Source organism: Marivita sp. NO-S04, from assembly GCF_059070475.1.
Window position 1 is genome coordinate 3873824 of the sequence record NZ_CM180980.1, and the last position, 14160, is coordinate 3887983.

Here is a 14160-nt window from a genome sequence, read left to right on the forward strand (position 1 = left end):
CGGGGGCTGAGAGCCGCCCCCGGACACAGACCACCGGGGGCGACATGCTCGCATATATCATTCGGCGTGTTGGACAATCGGCGCTTGTGCTGCTGATCGTCGGGCTTGTCGCTTTTTCGATGTTCCGTTTTGTCGGTGATCCCATCGACAACATGCTGGGGCAGGAGCGCACGGCCGAAGATATCGACCGTCTGAGGGCGCAGCTTGGCCTCGATCAGCCGTTCGTGGTGCAATACTACAAGTTCCTCGAAGGCGCGGTTCAGGGCAATTTCGGCGTCAGCTACCGACAGGGCAGGCCCGTGGCGGAGATACTGTTGGAACGCGCGCCTGCCACGCTGGAGCTTGCGATGGTGTCCGGCGTTCTGGCGATCTTGTTTGGCATCGCGCTGGGCGTGTTTACGGCGATCAGGCGCGATGGTGTCTTGGCAAATGTGATCATGTCCGGATCGCTGATCGGGGTCTCTCTACCCACCTTCCTGATCGGCATCCTGCTGATCTATCTTTTCTCAGTCGAATTGGGCTGGCTGCCCAGTTTTGGGCGGGGCGAAACCGTGGACCTTGGCGGGTGGTCGACTGGATTCCTGACGGAAAGCGGGCTCAAAGCGCTGATCCTTCCGTCGATTACGTTGGGACTTTATCAGATGACGCTGATCATGCGTCTGGTGCGATCCGAGATGTTGGAAGTACTTCGGCAGGACTACATCCGTTTTGCCCGCGCGCGGGGTCTTCGCGACCGCGCCGTGAATTTCCGTCACGCGCTCAAGAACACGATGGTGCCGGTCATTACAGTGATCGGTCTCCAACTTGGCGCGATCATTGCCTTCGCCATTATCACCGAAACCGTATTCCAATGGCCGGGTGTCGGACTGCTCTTCATCAACGCAATCCAGTTCGTCGATATCCCCGTCATGGCCGCGTATCTGATGCTGATCTCAGTAATGTTCGTCGGGATCAATCTGCTGGTGGACATCCTTTATTTCTTCATTGACCCGCGCCTGCGGGTGGACCGGTCAGGAGGCCACTGATGTCGGATTTTCCAATCCCGGTAAAACCCAAGTCACGCTTCCGCCTCGCGTTGGAAAGTGACCTTTTTTACACCTTCAAACGATCCCCTGTCGCGATGGTGTCGGCGGGGGTGGTGCTGGTTCTTGTTCTGGCCGCCGTGTTCGCGCCGCTGATCGCTCCAACCAATCCGTTCAATCCGGCATCGCTCAATCTGATGAACGGTTTCACGCCTCCAATGGCACCGAACGCGTTTACGGGGGACTCGTTCCTGCTGGGCACTGACGATCAGGGCCGGGACGTATTCTCGACCATCCTTTACGGAATGCGTATTTCGCTGTTCGTGGGCGTGGCAGCCGTGTTCTTCGCCGTGGTCCTCGGGATCACTTTAGGGCTGATCTCTGGCTATGTCGGTGGCTGGACAGAAACTATCATCATGCGCACTGCCGATGTGCAACTGACCTTTCCGTCCATCTTGGTGGCGATGCTGATCTTTGGGGTCGCCAAAGGTGTCACGCCTGTTGAGTATCGCGATCAGATGGCGATCTGGGTGCTGATCCTTGCGATTGGTCTGTCTGACTGGGTGCAATTCGCGCGCGTTGTTCGCGGTGCGACGTTGGTCGAGAAGAACAAGGAATATGTGCAGGCGGCGCGGTTGATCGGGCGTAAACCCGGAGCAATCATGCTGCGCCACATCCTGCCGAATGTGCTGTCCCCAGTTCTCGTAATCGCGACGATTTCGCTGGCGTTGGCCATTATTGCCGAAGCAACGCTAAGCTTTCTGGGCGTCGGCGCTCCGCCAACGCAGCCATCGCTGGGCACGTTGATCCGCATCGGTCAGGGCTTCCTGTTCTCTGGTGAATGGTGGATTTTGCTGTTCCCAGCGGCAACGCTTTTGGTCCTTGCGCTGTCAGTGAACCTGCTGGGCGACTGGCTGCGTGATGCCTTGAACCCGAGGCTCCGCTGATGGCTGATCCAGTTCTGTCAATCCGAGACCTGTCGGTCGAAATTCCAACGCGCCACGGGATTGTGCGACCCGTGGATGGTGTCAGCTATGACATCCAGGCGGGTGAGATCCTTGGCATCGTCGGTGAAAGCGGCGCGGGCAAGTCGATGGCAGGGAATGCCGTGATCGGGTTGCTGACACCGCCAGCGCATATCTCCAAGGGTGAGATTTGGCTGAACGGACAGCGCATCGATCACCTCAAGGGCGATGCGATGCGGCGGCTGCGGGGCAAGGAGATCGGCATGGTCTTTCAAGACCCGCTGACCTCTCTCAACCCGTTGCTTCGGATCGGCGATCAGTTGACGGAAACCATGCTGACTCACCTTCCGATAAGTCGGGCCGAAGCCGAAAAGCGCGCGGTAGCTGCCTTGGAAGAAGTCGGCATTCCCGGCGCAGCCGCACGTGTAAACAGCTATCCACATGAATTCAGCGGCGGGATGCGACAGCGCGTTGTGATCGCGCTTGCATTGTGTGCTGAACCGTCGCTGATCATCGCAGATGAACCAACAACTGCGCTCGATGTGTCGGTGCAAGCGCAGATTATCGCGCTCTTGCGGCGCCTCTGTCGGGATCGCGGAACTGCCGTGATGCTGATCACGCACGACATGGGGGTTATTGCTGAGGCCACCGACCGCGTTGCGGTGATGTATGCCGGGCGTTTGGCAGAACTGGGACCTGTACGAGATGTGCTGACCCACCCGCAGCATCCCTATACACATGGGCTTATGGCCTCGACGCCGCTGGCCTCGCAGGGCAAAAGCCGCCTGCACCAAATCCCCGGCGCGATGCCACGTCTGGATGCGGTGCCGGATGGATGCGCGTTCAATCCCCGCTGTCCTCGTGCAACGGATAAATGCCGACAAGCTCCCGTGCCCCGTGTGAGCAATGGTCAGGCGGCCTGTTGGTATCCTCTGGTCGATGAAAAGGTCATCTAATGGCGCTTGTTAGGGTCAAAAACCTCAGCCGTGTGTTCGACGTGTCGAAGCCTTGGCTGAACCGTGTGATCGAACGTCGCTCTAAGGCCTTTCTGACTGCGGTGTCCGAGGTGGATTTCGACGTGGAACCGCGTAGCACCTACGCGCTTGTCGGCGAAAGCGGGTCGGGCAAGTCAACCATCGGCAAAATGCTGGTTGGTCTTTTGAAACCATCCTCAGGCGTGGTCGAGATCGAAGGCATTGATCTGGCGAGTGAGACCGACGCAGCCAAGATCGATGCGATCCGGTCTGACATCCAGATGATCTTTCAAGACCCTTACGCGTCGCTCAATCCGCGATGGCGGGTTAAGGATATCATCGTGGAACCGGTCGCGTCACGTGGAGGAAGCATCGAAGGGTTGGCGGAAAGGCTGCTTGAACAGGTCGGTTTGTCGGTGCAGGACGCGGGCAAATTCCCGCACGAGTTTTCTGGTGGTCAGCGCCAGCGAATCTGCATCGCCCGTGCGCTTGCGTCAGAGCCGAACCTGATCGTCTGTGACGAACCTACCTCAGCTTTGGACGTGTCGGTGCAGGCACAGGTTCTTAACCTGATGAGCGATCTTAAAGATGATTTCGGTTTGACCTATGTTTTGATCAGCCACGATCTTACCGTGGTACGGCACATGGCTGACAAGATCGGTGTGCTGTATCTCGGGCGATTGGTCGAAGAGGCCGCGCCAGAGGATCTGTTCGAAACCCCAAAGCACCCCTATACGCAGATGCTTTTGGAAGCCGCACCTCAGATGGACGGGTTTGGGCGAGAGGTTCAGCCGCCTGAAGGCGAAATTCCTGACCCGATCAATCCACCGTCAGGGTGTGCCTTTCACCCGCGCTGCCCTATCGCTCAGGATGTCTGCAAACGTGACCGTCCGGCGATGCGACAGATCAACGGCATACGCGTTGCGTGTCATCTCGCGGAATGAAAAACGGGGCCGTGCTGGCCCCGTTTTGATATCAGGCCGCTGATTTCTGATTGTGGGGCAAGAGGTTTTCCACTGACCGGCCCCAACTTGAAAGGTCATATTGTCGTACAGCACGCTGCATGGAAGCCATACGATCACGGCGTTCCGGCTCGGACATGTCCAGCTCCTGGCAAATCGCGACGTCCATAGACCGGTTCGAGAATGGATTGGTTGCGACAGCAGCCTCAAGTTCAACTGCTGCTCCGGCGAATTCCGACAAAACCAAAACCCCGTCACCATCCACCCGCGAAGCGATGAACTCTTTGGCAACGAGGTTCATGCCATCCGCCAAAGGCGTGATCCAGGCAATGGCTGCAGCACGATAATAAGCTACCAAATCCTTGAATGGTATCGCCCGCGAAACAAGAGTGATCGGCTGCCAATCCAAAGATCCAAAGCGCCCGTTGATACGCCCCGCCGCTTCTTCGATGGCAGACTGGATTTCCCCATAGGCGGCCATGCCACGGTTTGCGCTGACAGAGACATGCATCAACTGAACTTTGCCACGAAATTCAGGATGATCCTCAAGAATGCGCTCAAACGACTGAAGCTGCTCGATGCCCCCTTTGGTATAATCGGTGCGGCCAACTGACAAAATAAGCTTGCGATCTCCGAGATCCCGAAGAAGCTCCTCTGCGCGCTGTGCCGTGGCATCTACGCGTGCACGAGTCTGAATATAGTCCACATCGACTCCGACTGGCGCAACGCTCAGGTGCACGTCACGATTGGGACCTCCAAGGATGGCCGGCACTTTCCGTTCAGTCAGAGCCGTTCCTTCCGCAATCAGGTCGTCTGGAACTTTGTCCCGCTTGGTGATCTCCACATCCATAAGACTTTGGACAACCGCAGCGAAATTGGTGGCATATCGCGGTATGTGAAAGCCGACGCTGTCACACGCCATTAGACTTTCCACAATCTCTTTGCGCCATGGCAAGACATTGAACATGTCCGGTGCGGGGAATGGCGTGTGGTGGAAAAAGGCGATCTTCACGTCGGGGCGCATCTGGCGCAGGTATCCGGGCACAAGCCATAGGTTGTAATCATGTACCCAGACCAATGCACCCTGTGCAGCTTCGGCAGCTGCTGCTTCCGCGAACCGCCAATTCACTTCGCGGAAATTGGGCCAGTCCACCGGGTCATAGTTGTAGCGATCCTTGAAGCTATGCAGGATCGGCCAGAACGCCTCTTTCGATGTGACGTGATAGAACTCGTGAACCTGCTTCTGCGTCAGCGGCAGCCGCGAGACCGAGTAGCTGCCAAAGCTGTCCTCGACCTCGATCTGTCGGTCCCAGCCGGGGTTATTGGCGTCGTCTGCCAACTTCCACGCGACCCATGCACCGTGTTCGACCTTGCCGAAAAAGCTCTTCAGCGTTGGTACGATCCCGTTCGGGCTCTTGTTTTCACGCAGAACGGTTTTCCCGTTCTCTTCGACTTCTTCATACGGTTGGCGGTGGTAGACGATCACAAGATCGGAGGACATCAATAACTCCCTGGAGTTGGATGAAGGTCAAAGGCCGCAATGGCCTCAAGAATGCCCGCTGCACCGATTGCGCGAGCGCGATGAATTTTAGGGCTTTCGGGGAGCGCATCGTAAAGCGCGACTTCGGACCCGCCCACGGCAACGGCGTAAAGGTCGGCTGTCAGCATGGAGATATCGTTCAAAGTGTCTCCAGCCGCGAGGATCCGATCCTCTGGTATGCCAAGCACCTTGATTAAGCGACGCAAGGTTGGGCCTTTGGAGACGCCTTTCGGGAGAACGTCGACAAACCGGTTGTCCGAGATCAGCACATCCACATCAAGTGCCCGAACAGGCTCCATCTCTGACGCATCAAAACCATCAGGCGAAATGTGATAGCTCAGGCGATGTCGGAACGGTGCGTCCTGAAGCGTCAATCCGTTGATCTGTTCCATCAGGGCTTGCACGGGACCTGCCTTGCCTTGCCAAGCCTGTGCGATTGGCTCTTCAAGCTGCGTATCTGGCAAGACGATGCCCGGTCCATGGACCCGTGCAATCGTGGTGCCCACATCGGCAATCACGTAATCCGGCATCGGGATGCCATAGGCATCACAATGATCCTGAATGAATTCTGGGTGGCGACCAGTTACAAAAATCAGGCCGACGCTGTTCCGATTATCTTCGATAAAATTGTAAAGCATTTCCCGCGATTGTGCAGATCCCCCAAGGAATGTGCCATCAAGGTCGGTGGCAAGTACAAAGGGCTTGTCGCCAATCGCTTTTTGGATCGGTGCCTGCAAACTCATGATGGCCTCTCTTGCAATGTACAGATGTCCGCCAGCGAGGTCGGATGCGCGAATGTCAGCGACATAGCGCGCGGTTCGGATTCGATCGGTTCAGACCAAAGCCGGGCAAAGCTTTCCGTGATGGGGTGATCGTCGTGAAGGATTCCGCGAACTGTTTCGCAGATCGGCATCGGAACGTAGAGTTTCCGCGCCAGATCCGTGACGGAGATCGCGTTTGCTTCGCCTTCCACAACAGTGGGCTTGCCGCCGAAACAATCGGAACGAACGCTCCCTTGGCCGAGTTGAACACCCAGCGACATGTTTCGCGATGTCGTGCTTGAACAGGTCAGCGTCAGATCGCCGATCCCGGACAGCCCCGTGACCGTTTCACGCCGCCCGCCCAATGCTTCCGCCAGCGCCTTCATTTCGTCCAACCCTCGGGCGATCAGCGCGGCCCGTGTGTTTTCGGCAAACCCGGCACCGCGCATCATGCCACAGGCAACGGCGATCACATTCTTGACGGCACCACCTATTTCCACGCCTACAAGATCATCCGACAAATACGTGCGAAACGCCGGCGTCGCTAGAGTGACCGCCATGCGAGCCGCTGCGCTGTTCTCGGGATCGAGCCGGTCCGCCTGATCGAAAGAAAACGCCAGTGTCGCAGCTGAGGGGTGACCGGCTGCCAGTTCCTTGGCAAAGGTTGGGCCTGACAACGCACCGACAGTATGGCCCGGCAATTCGTCCTCGATGATCTGTGATATAAGCAATCCTGACCCAGCCTCGATGCCTTTTGCGCAGACCGTGATCGGGATACCCGAAGGCAGGACGGCCCGCATTTCGCGGGCTGTTTGGCGAAGCGCGTGCGACGGGACGACCAACATCACGGCATCGGCATCTCGGAGAACCGTCAAAAGATCATCCGAGGCGGTGATAGAAGCCGCCAACTGGATTCCGGGTAGATACTCAGCGTTTTGCGATGTCTCATTGATCATACGCGCAATTTCTGGACGGCGGCTCCACAATGAAACCTGTGTGCCGTCTTGAGCTGCGACATGCGCCAAAGCTGTTCCGTAGGCACCCGCACCAATTACGGCGAGGCGACGATACGGGTGCGCAGAACGGGGAAGAGACTCCCCGGTCAATTGATCAAATTTCATTCGAAAGCCCCATTGAAAATATCTTTATGAAACTTCAACGCAGCTCGGCCGCGCCCGGTTCCGTGCAACTGCAGAGAAATGCTGCAAGCGCGAAACTTTCTGCGCTGCAATGCGTTACTCCCAATATATTTAACAATTGAGGATTCAGAACATGACCCGACACGTGCGCACTGCGATCTTTCCTGTTGCCGGCCTTGGTACACGCTTTCTGCCTGCCACCAAGGCAACGCCGAAGGAGCTGCTGCCGGTGCTCGACACGCCTCTGATACAGTACGCCGTCGATGAAGCACGCGACGCTGGGATCGAACGCATGATCTTTGTCAGCCACCCCTCCAAAACAGCTATAGAGCGGCACGTCATGGAGGACGCCCGCCTCACACGCGAATTGCGTGCGCGCGGCAAAGAGGATGTCGCCGAAGCCCTGACTGAAGCAGCGTTCTGCCCGATCGAAGACGATGTGCGCTTCGTCATGCAACCTGAACCCAAGGGCTTGGGCCATGCGGTTCTGTGTGCCAAGGATCATGTTCTCGACGGGCCCGTCGCAGTCATATTGCCTGACGACCTGATCCTCGGATCCATAGGATGCCTTACCGAAATGGTAGATGCCTACGCCAAAAGCAAAACCGGTCATCTGGTCGCAACGATGGAAGTGCCCGAAGACCAAGTGCACAAATACGGCGTTCTGTCCGTCACAGGCAAAGACGGTGCAATCGTTACAGCCGATGGCATGGTCGAAAAGCCCGCCGCCGAAGACGCGCCATCTCGGCAAGCCGTGGTTGGTCGATACATCCTCGACGCCTCGATCTTTGACGCGCTGGAAACGCAAAAACCGGGTGCAGGCGGGGAAATTCAACTAACGGATGCGATTGCCCGCGGTGCATTCGACCTTGGGCTTGGAGGCTTTCAATTCTCGGGTACCCGGTTCGACTGTGGGTCCAAGGCAGGGATGCTTGAAGCGACCTTGGAACTCGCGACGCGCGATCCGGAATGTCTTGCCGTGCTCAAGGCACGTGGGCTTGTTGTACCGGCATCCGCCGTTGCTGCCTGACAAGGGGTTCCCCTTTCCCCAACACCGTGATGTTATCTCCGCGCGAGTTAAGTCGCTGGGCAATACGGTGGAGAAAGTCCTTGAAGAAAAGACGTTTGCTGAAGTCCGGAAAGATGGTTTCGGAAATCGGTTTCGGCTGCATGAGTTTTGGCGGTTTCTACGGGGCCACTGATGAGGCCGAGTCTCACGCTGCGCTTGGCGCTGCACTTGACCTTGGGATGGACCTGTTGGACACCGCGAATGTCTATGGGATGGGCATCTCCGAAACCGTGATCGGGACGTTCCTCAAGGGCGACGCATCCAAGTTCACCATCGCGACCAAGGCTGGCATCTGGCGCGACAAGGAACATGGCAATCGCGGCTTCAACAACAAACCCGACTATCTGCGCGCAGAGTTGGAAGGGTCGCTGAAGCGTCTGGGACTCGACCACGTTGATCTGTTCTATGTACACCGGCGGGACCGCGACATCGAGATTGAAGATGTCATGCAAACACTTCTGGCGCTGAAGGCAGAGGGCAAGATCGGTGGCATCGGGTTCTCTGAAATCTCTCCCGCATCCCTGCGTCGCGCAGCTGCGGTTGGGCCTGTTGACGTGGTTCAAAGCGAGTATTCGCTTTGGTCACGTCAGCCAGACCTAGGCATGTTGCAAACCTGCAAAGAGCTTGATGTCGCCTTGGTGGCTTATTCGCCCTTGGCGCGGGGGATGGTGTCAAGCGTGACGCCCGATCCAACTACGTTTCTCGACAAGGATTTCCGCAAGAACAACCCCCGGTTTCTGGAGCCGAATTTTAGCTTCAATCTTCCCTTTGCACACGCATTCAAGGCCTATGCCGAAGACAACGGAACAACGGCCACCGCCCTTGCTTTGGCGTGGTGCCTTGCCCGTGCGGACCACATTATTCCGATCCCTGGCACACGGTCGCCGGATCACTTGGCGGAATGTGCATCAGCAACTTCCCTGATCCTGACGCCTCACATGATGGCCGAGATTGACAGCATCTTGCCAGTCGGCTGGGCGCATGGGGACAGATACTCCCAAGCGCAATGGAACGGCCCTGAAGGTTATTGCTGATTACTGCAGCGCGCATGAAAAAGGCCGGGAACACGCCCGGCCTTTTTTATTTCGGAGTGCTTTGATTAATCCGCGCCGCGCACCGGAATGCTGGCATCGGGTTTCGGATGCAGAAATTTCTGCACAAAGTAAGCGCCGGCCGCGATCCCGAGGCCGATCAGGTCGGTGATCAATCCTCCTTCGATCATGAAGAGCGCCGCGCAGATCAAGGCAACTCGCAGGAACCACGCCGACCGCCCGCCAAGGAACCAGCCCTGCACACCTGAACTGAGCAGGAAAACACCAACCGTGGCGGTTACCCCAGCTCGGATGACTTCGACCCATGTGCCATCCATCAGGATCGCGCTGTTGTAGAAGAACATGTATGGCACGATGAAAGCCGCGATGCCAATCTTGAACGATGCCACCGACGTCTCCATCGGGTTTGCTCCAGAAATTCCCGCCGCTGCGTAGCTTGCCAGCGCCACGGGCGGTGTGATCGCTGACAGAACCGCGAAGTAGAACACAAAGAAATGCGCGGTCAGCGTCGGGATACCCAGCTGCACAAGACCCGGTGCAACGACGGATGCGGCAACGGCATATGCGGCCGTGGTCGGCATGCCCATGCCAAGAAGGATTGCGATACACATGGCAAAGAAGAGCGCCAAAAGTTGGCTTACCCCGGCGAGGTCCAGAAGCACAGCCGAGAAGCGTGCACCGACGCCAGTCAAGCTGATAACTCCAACAATGATACCCGCGCAGGCACAAACCGCGATGATCTGGATCGACATGATCCCCGCCAGCTCGAACGCCTTGAGGATGGAGCGAAGCCCCATCCGGTGCGGCGTGAACCACGACACAACTGCGGCTGCAACAGTCGCCAATGTGCCAGCCCGGATCACAGAATAGCCCATGAACAAGGCTGCGATCAGAATGATGATCGGGATGAACAGATAGACTTGGCGGACAAGCTTGTTGAACTTGGGAAGCTCGTCCTCGCGCATACCGCGCATGCCCAGTTTTGCCGCTTCGAAGTCAACCATAAAGTAGACCGACACGAAATACAGGATCGCCGGAATGATGGCAGCGATGGCGATTTCGGTGTAGGGAATGCCTGTTATTTCGGCCATGATGAAGGCACCAGCCCCCATGATCGGCGGCATGATCTGACCCCCGGTAGACGCGGCCGCCTCGACCGCGCCAGCGGTTTTCTTGTGGTAGCCAACACGTTTCATCAGCGGGATAGTCAGCGATCCAGTGGCCACCACGTTGCCCGCCGATGTACCGTTGATCATGCCCATCAGACCCGATGCGAAGATCGCCACCTTCGCTGGGCCACCGCGCGCGCGGCCCGCCGTCGCAAAGGCGAAGTTCACGAAGTAATCGCCAACCTTTGAGGCCTGCAGGAACGCGGCAAAGATGATGAAGAGAATGATATAGGTCGACGACACCGCCGTTGTCGGCCCTAGAATACCCGCATCCGAATAGACATGGCCAAAGAAGCGTTGCCAGCTATAGGCGCTCTGCACGGCCAGAATGCCCGGCAAAAGGTGCGCCACAAAGGTATAGAGCAGGAATATACCCGTGATGATCACCAGTGCCAGGCCGGCCACACGTCGCGTCAGTTCCAGGATCAAGGCGGATCCGGCAGTCGCAGCGAAGGCCACCCCGATGGGAACAAACGGCGTGCCGACCGCATTGCGCGCTGCGGTGCCGTAGATGGCGATCAGGTAGATCGCGATCACGATGGCACAGATCGCCAGAACGACATCCGAGGCGGCAAAGACCTCGCGCTCGCGGCGCTCGAACCAACCGGTCACGATGGCGCCGAAGGTGGCAATCAGCAGGGGTGTGCCGAACCACCAGACTTCGCTTGCGTAAATCTCGGTTCCGGGAAACGCGGCCCATGTGGTCAGCCCGCCCATTTGCGGCAAGGTGCCCGAGTTGATCATCGTGTGATAGCCCGATGCCGTAAAACCAGCGATCAGTGCTGGAATGGCTAGGATCAAGGCTACAATCGAAAGCAGGCGGGTTTGCTTTTGCGGGGTGTCGTCATCGGCAAATGTGTGTGCCGAGAACAGCAAGAACCCCAGAGCCAGCGCTCCGGAGATATGTACGATCCGGAAATTCCATGTCTCCAGCGGAAATTGTGGAAGCATCGGGATTTCGATCCCGGTCCAATCCGAAATGGACACCCCGTTCAGCGCAATCATGTGGAACGCGGCATATATCGTCGAAAGACCGGCCATCACGAGATAGGCGCGCCCCGAGAATAGTCTGCGGTTGCTCTCAATGGGCTCTTCATCCACGCCTTCCGCGAGAATGAGGTCGTCGGCCTGCTGGCTTTTGGAATCGGTCATCGTGTCCTCCCCGGGTGATGGCCTCGGTGATCTAAACGTTACCTTTGCAAGACCAACATTGAAACAAAACCGCGCCCGCAGATGGGGCGCGGTTCCGATTTTCTTGATTTTACGAACAATAACGCATCATTGCTCACAAATCATATAAGATCATCCACCGTGGATCATGTCGGCACCGATCGATGCGCCTGCATTTTCGGTGAACCAACGTGCCGCACCGGGGTGCCACTTCATAACGGTGTTGCGATCCCAGAACTCCGGCAGGGTCGAGGTTGCCGCGCGGTGTGTGTTCACCATCCGCTCATTGTCGGACATGACCGCATTCACGACTTCATAGACAAAGGTTTCCGGCAGATCACAGTTTGCGATGGCGAAGTTCCACATCGAGACCGAGCGCGCCGGGGCTTCGAGTGTGGTATAGGCATCCGCCGAGATGTCGAAATTCGCAACCGGGAAGGCTGCCGTGATCTTGGCCTGCTCTTCTTCAGTGAATTCGATGATGTTGATCGCAGTCTGAACCTCAAGCTGTGACACAGCCGGAACCGGAACACCTGCTGCGAACGCGATCACGTCCAGCAAACCATCCTGAAGCTGACCACCAAGGTCGGACCACCCGCCGTTGCGACGCTCGAAGTCGACGCCAAGTTCTTCCATCATCCGCGGGAAGTAGGTGTCAGACGTCGACCCTGCCGGGCCAAAGCCAATACGCGCACCTGCCGGGATGTCGGCGATCGAAGTGATGCCGGACGACGAAAGCGCCGTGACCGAGAACGGTGTTTGATACATTGGGAACATCGCGCAGGCGTTGTTCATCGGCAGTCCCGGTGCAATCGGGTTCGAGCCCGCGATGGATTCCGCCGCCGGACCCATTGTGGTCATGCCGAAGGGCAGATCGCCAGTGTGGACGAGCGCCATATTCTGCATCGGACCACCAGTCACCTCGGCACCGCCGGACACGCCCAGAACCTCGGACACGATCCCGGCCCAGCCGGACCCGTAGCCGAAATAGGTGCCGCCCTGCGATCCTGTACCAACGGTAAAGCTTTCGGGCCAACCTGTCCGGTCCTGAGCGACGGACATGGTTGCCGAGAAGGCAGCGACCACAACGGCCCCTGTCAAAGCAGTAAATTTCATTGTTTTCCTCCACTGTGTGCGTTCTTCGGGCGCAGTTTTGACATTGCGACCCATAGCGGCATGATCCGCGACGCATGATATAACGCTACAGGCAAGGAATTCATAAATTCAAGGTAAAAGACCTGAACTTGGGGTGTCCAGATTATTCAATTATTTTGAACAATCGGCGAATCTCTGTGTTTCACGCGGTTTCAGCCAAAGCTGACAGGCGGTCTTTCAACACGTTCAGAAATGCGTCGCGTGCCGGATGGCGGGCGTCTCGGACCCAAACGGCGGACACGGCCAAACGGTTTCGGGCGGTGTCGGGCAATTCAAGCGACACAAAGGTCACGCCGCCGACTGCCAGACGCGAGGCCCATCGTGGAACGATGGCAAGGCCAACGCCCGTGCTCACCAAGCTGACGATAGTCTGCTTTTCCTCAGCAATTTGCGCCACGCGCGCGGTCAAGCCAGCTTCGAGAAAAAGCTTCATCGTCAGATCATGGCTATGTGGCCGTGAATTGCGCTCTGGAACGATCAATGGCGCGCCGGCCATATCCTGTACCGTTACGGTCTTCCGCTTCGCCAATGGATGGCTTTCTGGCACCGCCACCACGGCGGTTTCATAGAACAGGTGTTGGTAGAAAAGCCGCGCATCACGGACTTCGGGTGGTCGCACAATCGCTATGTCCAGACGACCGGACAAAAGTCGTGGCAAAAGACGGATGGTCTTCTGTTCCAAAAGCTCAACGTCGATGTCGGAATGCAATTCTCGGAAATGAGGCAGAAGTTGCGGCATCAGGCCAACCGCAGCGCTGTCGATCGCTCCTATCCGCAGGATTGATGCCTGATCCTGCCGGTTCTCGCGAAAGGACACCTCGAGCCGATCTGCCTGTTCGACAATGTCGCGGGCTGCTTCGACAAAGCTACGACCAGACTCGGTGAGAGACACGCTGCGGGTCGTTCTGACCAGCAGACGTGCGCCCAAACTCTCCTCCAGCAGCTTGATCTGACGGCCCAAAGAGGCGGGCAGCATGTTGAGATTCTGGGCCGCCCGGCCAAAGTGAAGCGTGTCCGCGACGGCGATCAGGCATCTCAGCTGACGAAGTTCCATACGGTGACCATTAATTCAATTATTTATATGATCTCTGGCGCGTTGTGTTGATCCGGTCAAGTTGCGATTGTCGCGCCAACTGGGCCAGAGCGACTACGTCTTCCGGCCGGACCACCTATCAGGAGAAA

General features: G+C 57.4%; 12 protein-coding genes. 6 read left to right on the top strand and 6 right to left on the bottom strand.

Annotated features, from left to right (window positions below):
- The first annotated feature begins 44 nt into the window (after window positions 1–44).
- From ACK3EW_RS19600 to ACK3EW_RS19615, 4 genes are read left to right on the top strand one after another with little or no spacing between them, the layout of a single operon-like run.
- Window positions 45–1025, top strand: coding sequence for an ABC transporter permease (locus ACK3EW_RS19600; protein WP_439119703.1), 981 nt, complete (start codon window positions 45–47; stop codon window positions 1023–1025).
- On the top strand, window positions 1025–1969 hold the full coding sequence (locus ACK3EW_RS19605; protein ID WP_493807483.1) for an ABC transporter permease: 945 nt from the start codon (window positions 1025–1027) through the stop codon (window positions 1967–1969). Before ACK3EW_RS19600 ends, ACK3EW_RS19605 begins: the two co-directional genes overlap by 1 nt.
- Window positions 1969–2943 carry an ABC transporter ATP-binding protein gene (locus ACK3EW_RS19610; protein WP_493807484.1) on the top strand — a complete coding sequence of 325 codons (975 nt, stop codon included), beginning with the start codon at window positions 1969–1971 and terminating at the stop codon, window positions 2941–2943. The genes ACK3EW_RS19605 and ACK3EW_RS19610 overlap by 1 nt, the downstream gene beginning before the upstream one ends.
- On the top strand, window positions 2943–3905 hold the full coding sequence (locus ACK3EW_RS19615) for an ABC transporter ATP-binding protein (RefSeq protein ID WP_439119700.1): 963 nt from the start codon (window positions 2943–2945) through the stop codon (window positions 3903–3905). The genes ACK3EW_RS19610 and ACK3EW_RS19615 overlap by 1 nt, the downstream gene beginning before the upstream one ends.
- A 31-nt stretch (window positions 3906–3936) precedes the next feature.
- Here ACK3EW_RS19615 and ggpS read toward each other — a convergent pair whose 3' ends face one another.
- From ggpS to ACK3EW_RS19630, 3 genes are read right to left on the bottom strand one after another with little or no spacing between them, the layout of a single operon-like run.
- A complete protein-coding gene (ggpS, locus tag ACK3EW_RS19620) occupies window positions 3937–5424 on the bottom strand; it encodes a glucosylglycerol-phosphate synthase (RefSeq protein WP_493807485.1) in 1488 nt (495 codons plus the stop codon).
- Window positions 5424–6206 carry an HAD-IIB family hydrolase gene (locus tag ACK3EW_RS19625; protein ID WP_493807486.1) on the bottom strand — a complete coding sequence of 261 codons (783 nt, stop codon included), beginning with the start codon at window positions 6204–6206 and terminating at the stop codon, window positions 5424–5426. Before ACK3EW_RS19625 ends, ggpS begins: the two co-directional genes overlap by 1 nt.
- The gene (locus ACK3EW_RS19630) at window positions 6203–7345 is read right to left on the bottom strand and encodes an NAD(P)H-dependent glycerol-3-phosphate dehydrogenase (RefSeq protein WP_493807487.1); all 1143 of its coding nucleotides are present in this window, start codon (window positions 7343–7345) and stop codon (window positions 6203–6205) included. The genes ACK3EW_RS19625 and ACK3EW_RS19630 overlap by 4 nt, the downstream gene beginning before the upstream one ends.
- Before the next feature lie 151 nt (window positions 7346–7496).
- Between ACK3EW_RS19630 and ACK3EW_RS19635 the strand changes: the two genes are divergently transcribed.
- Together ACK3EW_RS19635 and ACK3EW_RS19640 are read left to right on the top strand one after the other, a co-directional pair.
- Window positions 7497–8393: a UTP--glucose-1-phosphate uridylyltransferase gene (locus tag ACK3EW_RS19635; protein ID WP_493807488.1), complete on the top strand. Its 897-nt coding sequence runs from the start codon at window positions 7497–7499 to the stop codon at window positions 8391–8393.
- Between the two features lie 80 nt (window positions 8394–8473).
- Window positions 8474–9466 (top strand): aldo/keto reductase, encoded by a 993-nt coding sequence (locus ACK3EW_RS19640; RefSeq protein WP_493807489.1) that lies wholly within the window; start codon window positions 8474–8476, stop codon window positions 9464–9466.
- Between the two features lie 65 nt (window positions 9467–9531).
- Here ACK3EW_RS19640 and ACK3EW_RS19645 read toward each other — a convergent pair whose 3' ends face one another.
- The 3 genes from ACK3EW_RS19645 to ACK3EW_RS19655 all read right to left on the bottom strand — a co-directional run bounded on the left by ACK3EW_RS19645 (window position 9532) and on the right by ACK3EW_RS19655 (window position 14032).
- The gene (locus ACK3EW_RS19645) at window positions 9532–11805 is read right to left on the bottom strand and encodes a TRAP transporter permease (RefSeq protein WP_493807490.1); all 2274 of its coding nucleotides are present in this window, start codon (window positions 11803–11805) and stop codon (window positions 9532–9534) included.
- Between the two features lie 150 nt (window positions 11806–11955).
- A complete protein-coding gene (locus ACK3EW_RS19650; RefSeq protein WP_493807491.1) occupies window positions 11956–12939 on the bottom strand; it encodes a TAXI family TRAP transporter solute-binding subunit in 984 nt (327 codons plus the stop codon).
- A gap of 181 nt (window positions 12940–13120) precedes the next feature.
- Complete coding sequence (locus ACK3EW_RS19655) at window positions 13121–14032, bottom strand: LysR family transcriptional regulator (protein WP_493807492.1); 912 nt, start codon at window positions 14030–14032, stop codon at window positions 13121–13123.
- Window positions 14033–14160 lie beyond the last annotated feature (128 nt).

Bases quoted from the DNA above. Each gene is read 5' to 3' on its own strand.
- ACK3EW_RS19600 (WP_439119703.1), top strand. From the start codon at position 45: ATGCTCGCATATATCATTCGGCGTGTTGGACAATCGGCGCTTGTGCTG.
- ACK3EW_RS19605 (WP_493807483.1), top strand. From the start codon at position 1,025: ATGTCGGATTTTCCAATCCCGGTAAAACCCAAGTCACGCTTCCGCCTC.
- ACK3EW_RS19610 (WP_493807484.1), top strand. From the start codon at position 1,969: ATGGCTGATCCAGTTCTGTCAATCCGAGACCTGTCGGTCGAAATTCCA.
- ACK3EW_RS19615 (WP_439119700.1), top strand. From the start codon at position 2,943: ATGGCGCTTGTTAGGGTCAAAAACCTCAGCCGTGTGTTCGACGTGTCG.
- ggpS (WP_493807485.1), bottom strand. From the start codon at position 5,424: ATGTCCTCCGATCTTGTGATCGTCTACCACCGCCAACCGTATGAAGAA.
- ACK3EW_RS19625 (WP_493807486.1), bottom strand. From the start codon at position 6,206: ATGAGTTTGCAGGCACCGATCCAAAAAGCGATTGGCGACAAGCCCTTT.
- ACK3EW_RS19630 (WP_493807487.1), bottom strand. From the start codon at position 7,345: ATGAAATTTGATCAATTGACCGGGGAGTCTCTTCCCCGTTCTGCGCAC.
- ACK3EW_RS19635 (WP_493807488.1), top strand. From the start codon at position 7,497: ATGACCCGACACGTGCGCACTGCGATCTTTCCTGTTGCCGGCCTTGGT.
- ACK3EW_RS19645 (WP_493807490.1), bottom strand. From the start codon at position 11,805: ATGACCGATTCCAAAAGCCAGCAGGCCGACGACCTCATTCTCGCGGAA.
- ACK3EW_RS19650 (WP_493807491.1), bottom strand. From the start codon at position 12,939: ATGAAATTTACTGCTTTGACAGGGGCCGTTGTGGTCGCTGCCTTCTCG.
- ACK3EW_RS19655 (WP_493807492.1), bottom strand. From the start codon at position 14,032: ATGGAACTTCGTCAGCTGAGATGCCTGATCGCCGTCGCGGACACGCTT.